The 12,723-nt window shown below is 56.8% G+C and carries 9 protein-coding genes and 1 tRNA gene; all 10 read left to right on the top strand.

The features are described 5' to 3' along the window. On the top strand, positions 1-147 hold a 147-nt coding region (locus AC1Q6X_RS26000), incomplete at its 5' end, for an EF-Tu C-terminal domain-related protein (RefSeq protein WP_019923558.1). Positions 148-213: 66 nt separating this feature from the next. Further along, positions 214-289: transfer RNA gene (locus tag AC1Q6X_RS25995), tRNA-Trp, on the top strand. Positions 290-321: 32 nt separating this feature from the next. Further along, positions 322-705 carry a preprotein translocase subunit SecE gene (gene secE / locus AC1Q6X_RS25990; RefSeq protein WP_010394308.1) on the top strand — a complete coding sequence of 128 codons (384 nt, stop codon included), beginning with the start codon at positions 322-324 and terminating at the stop codon, positions 703-705. Next, entirely contained in the window at positions 705-1,331 is a 627-nt protein-coding gene (nusG, locus tag AC1Q6X_RS25985; RefSeq protein ID WP_070223388.1) for a transcription termination/antitermination protein NusG, read from the top strand. Before secE ends, nusG begins: the two co-directional genes overlap by 1 nt. Before the next feature lie 218 nt (positions 1,332-1,549). Then, positions 1,550-1,984: a 50S ribosomal protein L11 gene (rplK, locus tag AC1Q6X_RS25980; protein WP_034783246.1), complete on the top strand. Its 435-nt coding sequence runs from the start codon at positions 1,550-1,552 to the stop codon at positions 1,982-1,984. Beyond that, positions 1,984-2,679, top strand: a complete 696-nt coding sequence (gene rplA, locus AC1Q6X_RS25975; protein ID WP_034753134.1) for a 50S ribosomal protein L1 — start codon at positions 1,984-1,986, stop codon at positions 2,677-2,679. Before rplK ends, rplA begins: the two co-directional genes overlap by 1 nt. A 320-nt stretch (positions 2,680-2,999) precedes the next feature. Continuing rightward, complete coding sequence (rplJ, locus tag AC1Q6X_RS25970) at positions 3,000-3,539, top strand: 50S ribosomal protein L10 (protein WP_034753621.1); 540 nt, start codon at positions 3,000-3,002, stop codon at positions 3,537-3,539. A 67-nt stretch (positions 3,540-3,606) separates the two neighbouring features. Next, positions 3,607-3,978, top strand: a complete 372-nt coding sequence (gene rplL / locus AC1Q6X_RS25965) for a 50S ribosomal protein L7/L12 (protein ID WP_070223390.1) — start codon at positions 3,607-3,609, stop codon at positions 3,976-3,978. A 244-nt stretch (positions 3,979-4,222) separates the two neighbouring features. Then, positions 4,223-8,329, top strand: a complete 4,107-nt coding sequence (gene rpoB / locus AC1Q6X_RS25960) for a DNA-directed RNA polymerase subunit beta (protein ID WP_070223392.1) — start codon at positions 4,223-4,225, stop codon at positions 8,327-8,329. Between the two features lie 109 nt (positions 8,330-8,438). Further along, positions 8,439-12,680 carry a DNA-directed RNA polymerase subunit beta' gene (rpoC, locus tag AC1Q6X_RS25955; protein ID WP_492498838.1) on the top strand — a complete coding sequence of 1,414 codons (4,242 nt, stop codon included), beginning with the start codon at positions 8,439-8,441 and terminating at the stop codon, positions 12,678-12,680. The last annotated feature ends 43 nt before the right edge of the window (positions 12,681-12,723 follow it).

Genomic DNA, 12,723 nt, shown 5'->3' with positions numbered 1-12,723 from the left:
GACAAAGAAATGGTCATGCCAGGCGATAACGTGTCGATCACCGTCAAGCTGATCAACCCGATCGCGATGGAAGAAGGCCTGCGCTTCGCTATCCGCGAAGGCGGCCGTACCGTCGGCGCCGGCGTGGTTGCAAAAATCATCGCATAAGGAAATGTTATGCTTCCACCCGGGGCGTCCTGGGTGGTAGAATAGCACTCCTCGAAAGTTTTACGTAGGGACGTAGCTCAATTGGCAGAGCGTCGGTCTCCAAAACCGAAGGTTGGGGGTTCGATGCCCTCCGTCCCTGCCACCGTCAAGGTGCAGGGCACCGAAAGTAGAAAAATGTCAAATCAATCCGTGCAAACCGTTAGCACGTCGAGTGACAAGATAAAAGTCGCGCTGGCAATAGTGGCTGCGATTGCAGGAGTAGTCGGGTTTTATTACCTGGCAGGCCAACCAGCTCTGGTGCGTGCAAGCGCGCTTGTGGCTGGTTTGGTTATTGCTGTTGCGCTCTTGTATGTCTCGACGACCGGCCGTGAATTTCTCAATTTCGCCAAAGAAGCTGTGCGCGAAACCAAGAAAGTCGTTTGGCCTACCCGCAAAGAAGCCACGCAGATTACCGCGATCGTGTTTGCCTTTGTGCTGGTCATGGCGATTTTCCTGTGGGGCACGGATAAATTGCTCGAGTTTTTGTTGTATGACGTAATTCTGGGTTGGAAAAAATAATGAGCGAAAATGTGCATGATGAAGCGGCGGAAGAGTCCGTTCCGGGCGACGCTCCGGCAGCGGATACTGGTGCAGCGCTGAGCGTGCCAGTGAGCAGCAAGCGCTGGTATGTCGTGCATGCTTATTCCGGCATGGAAAAAAGCGTCATGCGCGCACTGACCGAGCGCATCGAGCGCGCGGGCATGCAAGACCAGTTCGGCCAGATCCTGGTGCCGATCGAAGAAGTTGTCGAAGTCAAGAATGGCGTGAAGTCCGTCACCGAACGTCGTTTCTATCCTGGCTATGTGCTGGTTGAAATGGAAATGACGGACGAGAGCTGGCACTTGGTCAAGAACACCAGCAAGGTTACCGGTTTCATTGGTGGCAAGTCGAACAAGCCGACGCCGATCTCCGCGCGCGAAATCGACGGCATCATGAAGCAGATGCAGGAAGGCGTTGAAAAGCCCCGTCCGAAAACCTTGTACGAGGTGGGCGAGCAGGTACGCATCAAGGATGGTCCGTTCACCGATTTCAACGGCAATGTCGAAGAAGTCAATTACGAGAAATCCAAAGTGCGCGTCTCGGTCACCATCTTCGGCCGCGCTACCCCGGTAGAGCTCGAATTCGGCCAGGTCGAAAAAGTTTAAGGCGGTTCACAAAACCGTAGCGAGCGGATGTGGGTTGTGGCTGAGAAGCGGAGCTGTGCAAATGCACAGTGAGCATCGGAAGCCGCAAATCGCGCCGCGCAGTAGGTTTGAAAGCGCCACCAGGAGCGTTGCGGTAGTAACAGCAAAATCCGGTCAGAGGAGCCCCGCCAGGGTAGGATCGGCGGGGCGCTACTACTCAATCCAAGATAGGAGCCATCATGGCAAAGAAAATCATTGGTTTTATCAAGCTGCAAGTGCCAGCTGGTAAAGCAAACCCATCCCCACCAATCGGTCCAGCTCTGGGTCAACGCGGTCTGAACATCATGGAATTCTGCAAAGCGTTCAACGCGCAGACCCAAGGTATGGAACCAGGCATGCCGATCCCAGTCGTGATCACCGCGTTCGCTGACAAGTCCTTCACCTTCGTGATGAAGACGCCTCCAGCAACCTACCTGATCAAAAAAGCTGCTGCGATCACCAAAGGTTCGCCGAAGCCACATACCGACAAAGTCGGTACGCTGACCCGCGCACAAGCTGAAGAAATCGCTAAATTGAAAACCCCTGATCTGACCGCTGCCGACATGGATGCTGCTGTACGCACCATCGCTGGTTCCGCTCGTTCGATTGGTATCACGGTGGAAGGTGTTGTATAATGGCTAAGTTATCCAAACGTATCAAGGCTTTGAAAGCCAAAGTCGACCGTACCAAAGTGTACGCTTTCGACAACGCTGTCGCTCTGATCAAAGAGTGCGCAACGGCCAAGTTCAATGAATCGATCGACGTATCGGTACAACTGGGTGTTGATCCTAAGAAATCCGACCAAGTGGTGCGCGGCTCCGTCGTGCTGCCAGCTGGTACCGGCAAAACCGTACGCGTGGCAGTCTTCGCGTCGGGCGAAAAAGCGGAAGCTGCTAAAGCAGCTGGCGCCGACATCGTTGGTATGGAAGACCTGGCTGAGCAGATCAAAGCCGGCGACATGCCTTTCGACATCGTCATCGCTTCGCCAGATACCATGCGTATCGTTGGTACCCTGGGTCAGATCCTGGGCCCACGCGGCATGATGCCTAACCCGAAAGTTGGCACTGTTACTCCTGACGTCGCTACCGCCGTGAAAAACGCGAAAGCCGGTCAAGTTCAGTACCGTACCGACAAATCCGGTATCATCCACGCTACCATCGGCCGTAAATCGTTCGCTGACGCAGATCTGAAGTCGAATCTGGTCGCACTGATCGACGCACTGAACAAAGCCAAGCCAGCATCGAGCAAAGGCGTGTACCTGCGCAAAGTTTCGCTGTCGTCGACCATGGGCGCTGGCGTCCGTGTTGACCAGGCTAGCCTGGCAGCTTAAGTAACAGAATCAAGTCCTGTAGCGCCTTCGGGCGCTGCGGGCGCATCTTTGGGCTGTCTGCCTGGTGTTCACATCAGGCAGGCAGACAATCAAAGACCGTTGGGCCGACTGCGATTGCACATGCAGAAGGTTAATAGGCTTGCCGGCAACGGCAAGTGCCCAACGCAGATGGTGTACCCGAACAAGTTTTGTAGTCCTCATGCTGCGTGAATCCATCCGCTCAGTTTAGTACTTCTTGACTTCGGACGCCGTGTTCGAACCGATGCAAGGCGCTCAACCACTCGGTTGTGATCGCTGAACATCATTTAAGGAGGTTGACCGTGAGTCTCAATCTGAATGACAAAAAGGCCGTCGTCGCCGAAGTTTCCGCACAAGTAGCAAATGCGCAAACGATCGTCGTGGCCGAATATCGTGGCATCCAGGTTGGTCACTTGACGCAACTGCGTGCTAAAGCGCGTGCCCAAGGCGTGTACCTGCGTGTGTTGAAAAACACTCTGGCTCGTCGCTCCGTTGAAGGTACCGCATTCGCCAGCCTGGCAGATGCCATGACCGGCCCGTTGATCTACTCGATCTCGGCCGATGCCGTTGCAGCAGCTAAAGTCATCGCTGACTTCGCTAAAACCAACGACAAACTGGTCATCAAAGCAGGTAACTACGCAGGCAAGCCGCTGGATACAGCTGCTGTCACCGCGTTGGCGAGCATTCCTAGCCGTGAAGTCCTCATTTCGCAGTTGTTGGGCGTTATGCTGGCTCCGGTTTCGGGCTTTGCACGTGGTCTGGCTGCCCTGGCAGCGAAAAAAGGCGAAGGCGCCGAAGCTCCTGCAGAAGCAGCAGCAGAAGAAGCCCCAGCAGCCGCTTAATTGCGCGCGCTTTTTTCTCTCAGTACCAATCTGATGTAACTAACGTAATAAATTTAGGAGTTTCAAAATGGCAATTAGCAAAGACGATATCCTGGAAGCAGTTAGCGCCATGTCCGTAATGGACCTGAACGACCTGGTTAAAGCATTCGAAGAAAAATTCGGCGTGTCCGCAGCAGCAATGGCTTCGGCCGGTCCTGCAGCAGGCCCAGCAGCAGCTGCTGAAGAGCAAACCGAGTTCAACGTTGTGCTGGACACCTTCGGCGCAAACAAAGTTGGCGTCATTAAAGCAGTTCGCGAAATCACCGGCCTGGGCTTGAAAGAAGCTAAAGACCTGGTCGATGGCGCACCAAAAACTGTGAAAGAAGCAGTGTCGAAAGCTGACGCTGAAGCTGCAGTGAAGAAACTGGTTGAAGCCGGCGCAACCGCTTCGATGAAGTAATATCTGTACCGGCGGCAGTTAGCGCCCGAGTCAAAGTCTGAGGTTTCCCCTCGCAAGGGGGGAAATCCGACTTTGGCTCCTTTGTCGTCTGCATCGTATTTGTCATGTAGTTGTAGCAGCAGTTTTTATTCGATTCAAGCCGGAAAGCAGAGCCTTGAGGTTTCGTCTGTGTCACACGCAGCGGTGCAAACGAACACTTGCAAAACCTGAATTTTCTATCCTTTCTGTCACTCACGGAGTGTCCATGCACTACTCATTTACTGAGAAGAAACGCATTCGCAAATCATTCGCGAAGCGCGCCAACGTTCACCACGTTCCGTTCCTGCTGGCGACCCAGCTCGAGTCTTATCATAGCTTCTTGCAAGAGGACATAGCACCGTCCGGCCGCAAGAATGATGGCCTGCAGTCGGCTTTCACCTCGATTTTTCCTATCGTGTCGCACAATGGTTTTGCGCGTCTCGAATTCTTGTCGTACGTTTTGGGCGATCCTGCCTTTGACGTCAAAGAATGTCAACAACGTGGCCTGACGTTCGCGTCGCCGCTGCGCGCGAAAGTGCGCCTGGTGATCCTGGACAAGGAATCGCCAACCAAGCCCGTCGTCAAAGAGATGAAGGAACAGGAAGTCTACATGGGCGAATTGCCGCTCATGACGACCACCGGTTCGTTCGTGATCAACGGCACGGAGCGGGTGATCGTTTCCCAGCTGCACCGTTCGCCTGGCGTGTTCTTCGAGCACGACCGCGGCAAGACCCACTCGTCCGGCAAGCTGCTGTTCTCCGCGCGTATCATTCCTTACCGCGGTTCGTGGCTGGACTTCGAGTTCGACCCGAAAGACATCCTGTTCTTCCGCGTCGACCGCCGCCGCAAGATGCCAGTAACGATCCTGCTCAAAGCCATCGGCATGTCGCACGAGCAAATCCTGGCGAACTTCTTCGTCTTCGACAATTTCAACCTGCGCTCCGAAGGCGCGGAAATGGAATTCGTCTCCGAGCGTCTGCGCGGCGAAGTGGCGCGTTTCGACATCGTCGACAAGTCGGGCAAGACCCTGGTGCTGAAAGACAAGCGTATCAACGCGAAACACGTGCGTGATATCGAAGCTGCCGGCATCAAGCACATTTCCGTACCGGAAGACTACCTGCTGGGCCGCGTATTGGCGAAGAACATCGTCGATGGCGACACCGGTGAAGTCGTCGCTTCCGCGAACGATGAGCTGACCGAAGATCTGTTGGGCCGCCTGCGCGATGCCAACATTTCCGAAATCCAGACCTTGTACACGAACGACCTGGACCAGGGCGCCTACATCTCGCAAACCCTGCGTATCGACGACACCGCCGATCAGATGGCTGCGAAAGTGGCGATCTACCGCATGATGCGTCCAGGCGAGCCGCCAACGGAAGATTCCGTTGAAGCGCTGTTCAATGGCCTGTTCTACAACTCGGACCGCTACGACCTGTCGGCCGTGGGCCGCATGAAGTTCAACCGCCGCATTGGCCGCGATGAACTGACCGGCGCCATGACCCTGTCGAACGAAGACGTGCTGGCCGTGATCAAGATCCTGGTGGAACTGCGCAATGGCCGCGGCGAAGTCGACGATATCGATCACCTGGGTAACCGTCGCGTACGTTGCGTGGGCGAACTGGCCGAGAATCAATTCCGCGCCGGCCTGGTGCGTGTTGAGCGCGCCGTCAAGGAACGCCTCGGCCAAGCCGAAGCGGACAACCTGATGCCGCACGACCTGATCAACTCGAAGCCGATTTCGGCTGCGATTCGCGAGTTCTTCGGTTCGTCCCAGCTGTCGCAGTTTATGGACCAAACCAATCCTCTGTCGGAAATTACCCACAAGCGCCGCGTATCGGCTCTGGGACCCGGCGGTCTGACACGCGAACGCGCCGGCTTTGAAGTGCGCGACGTGCATCCGACCCACTACGGCCGCGTCTGCCCGATCGAGACACCGGAAGGTCCGAACATTGGTCTGATCAACTCGCTGGCTCTGTACGCCCGCCTGAATGAATACGGCTTCCTGGAAACCCCGTACCGCAAGGTCGAAGGCTCCAAGATTACCGATCAGATCGACTACCTGTCCGCCATCGAAGAAGGCCGCTACATCATCGCTCAGGCGAATGCGACCATCAACGACGCCGGCATGTTGTCCGATGAACTGGTCTCGGCCCGTGAAGCCGGCGAAACCATCCTGGTCTCCCCGGAGCGCATCCAGTACATGGACGTGGCGCCAGGCCAGATCGTTTCCGTCGCTGCCTCGCTGATTCCGTTCCTCGAACACGATGATGCAAACCGTGCATTGATGGGCGCCAACATGCAACGCCAGGCCGTGCCTTGCTTGCGTCCGGAAAAAGCGCTGGTCGGTACCGGTATCGAACGCACCGTTGCGGTCGACTCGGGCACCACCGTGCAAGCGCTGCGTGGCGGTATCGTCGATTACATTGATGCGGGCCGTGTCGTGATTCGCGTCAATGATGACGAAGCGCAAGCTGGTGAAGTGGGCGTCGACATCTACAACCTGATCAAGTACACCCGTTCGAACCAGAACACCAACATCAACCAGCGTCCTATCGTGCAAGTGGGCGACCGTGTTGCCAAGCGCGACGTGATCGCCGACGGCGCATCGACCGACCTGGGTGAATTGGCGCTGGGCCAGAACATGACCGTGGCCTTCATGCCATGGAATGGTCTGAACTTCGAAGATTCGATCCTGATCTCGGAAAACGTCGTCAAGGACGACCGCTACACCTCGATTCACATCGAAGAGTTGTCGGTGGTGGCCCGTGACACGAAACTGGGCGCGGAAGAAATTACGCGCGACATCTCGAACCTGGCTGAAAATCAGCTGGCACGTCTGGATGAGTCCGGTATCGTCTACATCGGCGCGGAAGTCCAAGCGGGCGACACCCTGGTTGGTAAAGTGACGCCAAAAGGCGAAACCCAGCTGACTCCGGAAGAGAAGCTGCTGCGCGCGATCTTCGGCGAAAAAGCCTCGGACGTAAAAGATACGTCGCTGCGCGTGCCTTCGGGCATGATCGGTACCGTGATCGACGTGCAAGTCTTCACCCGTGAAGGCATTGTGCGCGACAAGCGTGCCCAGCAAATTATCGATGACGAACTGAAACGTTTCCGTCTGGACTTGAACGACCAGATGCGTATCGTGGAAGGCGATGCCTTCCAGCGTCTGGAAAAAATGCTGATCGGCAAAGTTGTCAACGGCGGCCCGAAAAAGCTGGCCAAAGGCGCCAAGATCACCAAGGAATACCTGGCCGATCTGGACAAATACCACTGGTTCGACATCCGCCCTGCGGACGACGATGCCGCGGTAGCGCTGGAAGCGATCAAGGAATCGATCAACGAGAAGCGTCACCAGTTCGATCTGGCCTTCGAAGAGAAGCGCAAGAAACTGACGCAAGGCGATGAGCTGCAACCAGGCGTGCAAAAAATGGTCAAGGTCTACCTGGCCGTGAAACGCCGCCTGCAGTCGGGCGACAAGATGGCAGGTCGCCACGGTAACAAGGGTGTGGTTTCCCGTATTGTTCCTGTGGAAGACATGCCATACATGGCCGACGGCACGCCAGCCGACGTTGTGCTGAACCCGCTGGGCGTTCCTTCGCGGATGAACGTTGGTCAGATTCTCGAGACGCACTTGGGCTGGGCTGCCAAGGGTCTGGGTATCCGCATCGGCGAAATGCTGAAGGCGCAAACCAAGGTCGAGCAAGTGCGCAAGTACCTGACGACGATCTACAACGACAACGGCCGCGCGGAAGATCTGAACGACTTCGACGACGAAGAGATCATGAAGCTGGCGGAAAACCTGAAAAAAGGTGTTCCATTCGCCACGCCAGTGTTCGACGGCGCCAATGAAGAAGAGATCCGCCGCATGCTGGACCTGGCGTATCCGGACGACATCGCCAAGAACCTGGGCATGACCGCTTCGAAAAACCAGGTGACCATGTATGACGGTCGCACCGGTGAAGCGTTCGAGCGCAAGGTCACTGTCGGCGTCATGCACATGCTGAAACTGCATCACTTGGTCGATGACAAGATGCATGCGCGTTCGACCGGTCCTTACTCGCTGGTCACGCAACAGCCGCTGGGTGGTAAAGCCCAGTTCGGTGGTCAGCGTTTCGGTGAGATGGAAGTCTGGGCACTGGAAGCGTATGGCGCGTCGTATGTCTTGCAAGAGATGTTGACCGTCAAGTCCGATGACGTGAATGGCCGTACCAAAGTGTACGAGAACCTCGTCAAGGGCGACCACGTGATCGACGCCGGCATGCCGGAATCGTTCAACGTGCTGGTCAAGGAAATCCGTTCGCTGGGTATCGATATCGACCTCGAACGCAACTAAACGACAGCACCCTGTCATTTGGTTTGGGAAACACAAAGCCCGGCTGGGAAACCACGCCGGGCAATGTAGTCTCAGGAATATAGAAATTTAATCACCTCTGGAGTGATACATGAAAGCACTGCTCGATCTATTCAAGCAAGTACAGACCAACGAGACCTTCGATGCAATCAAGATCGGTCTCGCTTCGCCTGAGAAAATCCGTTCGTGGTCCTACGGCGAAGTCAAGAAGCCGGAAACCATCAACTACCGTACCTTCAAGCCTGAGCGCGACGGCCTGTTCTGCGCCAAGATCTTTGGCCCGATCAAGGATTACGAATGCCTGTGCGGCAAGTACAAGCGCCTGAAACACCGCGGCGTGATCTGCGAAAAGTGCGGCGTCGAAGTCACCTTGGCCAAAGTGCGCCGCGAGCGCATGGGCCACATCGAGCTGGCCTCGCCGACCGCGCACATCTGGTTCCTGAAGTCGCTGCCGTCGCGTCTGGGCATGGTCCTGGACATGACCCTGCGGGACATCGAACGCGTGCTGTACTTTGAAGCATACGTCGTGACCGATCCAGGCATGACCCCGCTGAAGAAGTGCCAGATCATGTCGGAAGACGACTACGCCGCCAAGTACGAAGAGTACGGCGACGACTTCACCGCCTTCATGGGCGCCGAAGGTATCCGTGAACTGCTGCGCTCGATCGACATCCACCGCGATGCCGAAACCCTGCGCGTGGAACTGAAGGAATCGAAATCCGAAGCCAAGATCAAGAAATACGCGAAGCGCCTGAAAGTGCTGGAAGCGTTCCAACGTTCGGGCATCAAGCCTGACTGGATGATCATGGAAGTGCTGCCAGTGCTGCCGCCGGAATTGCGTCCGCTGGTACCGCTGGACGGTGGCCGTTTCGCGACCTCGGATCTGAACGATCTGTATCGCCGCGTCATCAACCGTAACAACCGCCTGAAACGCCTGATGGAGCTGCGCGCTCCAGAGATCATCACGCGCAACGAAAAGCGCATGCTGCAAGAAGCGGTCGATTCGCTGCTGGACAACGGCCGTCGCGGCAAAGCGATGACCGGCGCCAACAAGCGTCCGTTGAAGTCCTTGGCCGAGATGATCAAGGGCAAGGGCGGCCGTTTCCGTCAAAACTTGCTGGGCAAACGCGTCGATTACTCCGGTCGTTCGGTCATCGTCGTGGGCCCGCAATTGAAACTGCATCAGTGCGGCTTGCCGAAACTGATGGCACTGGAACTGTTCAAGCCATTCATTTTCAATAAACTGGAACTGATGGGTCTGGCGACCACGATCAAGGCCGCTAAAAAGCTGGTCGAGATCCAGGAACCGGTCGTATGGGACATCCTGGAAGACGTGATCCGGGAACATCCGATCATGTTGAACCGCGCACCGACCTTGCACCGTCTGGGTATCCAGGCGTTCGAGCCAGTCCTGATTGAAGGCAAGGCCATCCAGCTGCACCCGCTCGTCTGCGCCGCATTCAACGCCGACTTTGACGGTGACCAAATGGCGGTCCACGTTCCTCTGTCGATCGAAGCGCAGATGGAAGCACGCACCCTGATGCTGGCATCGAACAACATCCTGTTCCCATCGAACGGCGAACCATCGATCGTGCCGTCGCAGGATATCGTGCTGGGTCTGTACTACGCGACCCGCGAAGCGATCAATGCGAAGAACGAAGGGATGATGTTCCCTGACGTGTCGGAAGTGATCCGCGCCTACGACAACAAGGAAGTCGAACTGACGACCCGCGTCACCGTGCGTATTACCGAATACCCGAAAAACGCCGAAACGGGCGAATTCGAGAAAACGGTTACCCGCTACGAAACGACGATCGGCCGTGCGATCCTGTCGGAAATTCTGCCGAAAGGCCTGCCGTTCTCCGTCCTGAACCGCGCGCTGAAAAAGAAAGAAATTTCCAAGCTGATCAACACGTCGTTCCGCAAGTGCGGCCTGCGCGCCACCGTGGTGTTCGCAGACAAACTGATGCAATCGGGTTTCCGCCTGGCGACACGCGCCGGTATCTCGATCTGCGTCGACGACATGCTGGTACCGCCGCAAAAAGTCACTTTGATCGCGACGGCCGAATCGGAAGTCAAGCAGATCGAACAGCAATACGCCTCGGGTCTCGTGACCGCCGGCGAGCGTTACAACAAGGTCGTCGATATCTGGGGCAAAACCTCGGATGAAGTCGGCAAGGCCATGATGGACCAGCTCAAAGTCGAAGACGTGATCCGCCGCGACGGCACCAAGTCGACGCAAGAATCGTTCAACGCCATTTACATGATGGCCGACTCCGGCGCGCGCGGTTCCGCAGCCCAGATTCGCCAGTTGGCCGGTATGCGTGGTCTGATGGCCAAACCGGATGGCTCGATTATCGAAACGCCGATTACCGCGAACTTCCGCGAAGGTCTGAACGTTTTGCAGTACTTCATTTCGACCCACGGTGCACGTAAAGGTCTGGCCGATACGGCGCTGAAAACGGCGAACTCCGGTTACCTGACGCGTCGTCTGGTGGACGTGACGCAAGACTTGGTGGTGATCGAGGACGATTGCGGCACCATGAACGGCGCCGTCATGAAGGCACTGGTCGAAGGTGGTGAAGTCATCGAACCGTTGCGTGACCGTATCCTCGGCCGCGTGGTGGTGCATGACGTCGTCAATCCTGAAACCCAGGAAACGCTGTACGAAGCCGGCACCCTGATGGATGAAGACATGGTCGAAGAGATCGAGCGTCTGTCCATCGATGAAGTCAAGGTCCGCACGCCACTGACTTGCGACACGCGCTTCGGCCTGTGCGCCAAGTGCTATGGCCGCGATCTGGGCCGCGGTATGCTGGTCAACGCCGGCGAAGCCGTCGGTGTGGTGGCAGCGCAGTCGATTGGTGAACCTGGTACCCAGCTGACCATGCGTACGTTCCACATTGGTGGTGCGGCATCGCGTGCGGCAGTGGCATCGTCGGTGGAAGCCAAGTCGAACGGTACCATCCGCTTCACGGCAACCATGCGTTACGTGACGAACGGCAAGGGCGCGCAAATCGTCATTTCCCGTTCCGGCGAAGTGCTGATTACCGACGACCACGGCCGTGAGCGTGAGCGTCATAAAGTACCGTACGGTGCGACCCTGATCGTCAAGGACGGCATGGTCATCAAGGCCGGTACGGCCCTGGCAACGTGGGATCCGCTGACCCGTCCGATCATTACCGAATACGCTGGTCAAGTGCGTTTCGAGAACGTCGAAGAAGGCGTCACCGTCGCCCGTCAGGTCGACGAAGTGACCGGTCTGTCCACCCTGGTGGCGATCGATGCGAAACGCCGCGGTTCGCTGACCAAGACCCTGCGTCCGCAAGTCAAGCTGATCAACGACGCGAACGAAGAAGTCAAGATCGCCGGCACCGAACACTCGGTGGCGATCGGCTTCCAGGTCGGCGCGCTGATCATGGTCAAGGACGGTCAACAGGTATCGGTGGGTGAAGTGCTGGCACGTATTCCTACCGAATCGCAAAAAACGCGCGATATTACCGGTGGTCTGCCACGCGTTGCGGAACTGTTCGAAGCGCGCTCGCCGAAAGACGCCGGTATGCTGGCGGAAGTCACGGGTACGGTTGCGTTCGGTAAAGAAACCAAGGGCAAGCAGCGTCTGGAAATCACGGACATGGACGGCAACAAGCATGAGTTCTTGATCACCAAGGACAAGCAAGTGCTGGTGCATGACGGCCAAGTCGTGAACAAGGGCGAGATGATCGTGGACGGCCCGGCCGATCCGCAAGACATCCTGCGCCTGCTGGGTATCGAAGCGCTGGCACGTTACATCGTTGACGAAGTGCAGGACGTGTACCGTCTGCAGGGCGTGAAGATCAATGACAAGCACATCGAAGTGATCGTGCGTCAGATGCTGCGCCGCGTACAGATCGTCAATGCCGGCGACACCAACTACATCGTTGGCGAGCAGGTAGAGCGTTCGGAACTGCTGGACGAGAACGATCGCATGGCCATTGAGAACAAGATTCCAGCGACCTACGAAAACGTCTTGTTGGGTATTACCAAGGCATCGCTGTCGACCGATTCGTTCATCTCGGCCGCATCGTTCCAGGAAACCACCCGCGTGCTGACCGAAGCGGCGATCATGGGCAAGCGCGATGGTCTGCGCGGCCTGAAAGAGAACGTCATCGTCGGCCGTCTGATTCCTGGCGGTACGGGCCTGGCCTTCCACCGCGCACGCAAAGAGAAAGAAGCGTGGGAAGTGGAAGAGCGTCAAGCACTGCTGCTGGCCGAGAAAGCCTCGATGGCTGGCGAAGCTGCCGAAGCGCTGCAGGACATCGAGACCCAGCAACACCACGGCGACGAAGCGTAATCTGCGCTGCTAGCTGACAAGAACGGCACCTTCGGGTGCCGTT

It is taken from the genome of Janthinobacterium sp. GW823-FHT06H09 (assembly GCF_058794735.1).
This window is presented reverse-complemented; position numbering and strand designations above follow the sequence as displayed.

Bases quoted from the DNA above. Each gene is read 5' to 3' on its own strand.
- secE (WP_010394308.1), top strand. From the start codon at position 322: ATGTCAAATCAATCCGTGCAAACCGTTAGCACGTCGAGTGACAAGATA.
- nusG (WP_070223388.1), top strand. From the start codon at position 705: ATGAGCGAAAATGTGCATGATGAAGCGGCGGAAGAGTCCGTTCCGGGC.
- rplK (WP_034783246.1), top strand. From the start codon at position 1,550: ATGGCAAAGAAAATCATTGGTTTTATCAAGCTGCAAGTGCCAGCTGGT.
- rplA (WP_034753134.1), top strand. From the start codon at position 1,984: ATGGCTAAGTTATCCAAACGTATCAAGGCTTTGAAAGCCAAAGTCGAC.
- rplL (WP_070223390.1), top strand. From the start codon at position 3,607: ATGGCAATTAGCAAAGACGATATCCTGGAAGCAGTTAGCGCCATGTCC.
- rpoB (WP_070223392.1), top strand. From the start codon at position 4,223: ATGCACTACTCATTTACTGAGAAGAAACGCATTCGCAAATCATTCGCG.
- rpoC (WP_492498838.1), top strand. From the start codon at position 8,439: ATGAAAGCACTGCTCGATCTATTCAAGCAAGTACAGACCAACGAGACC.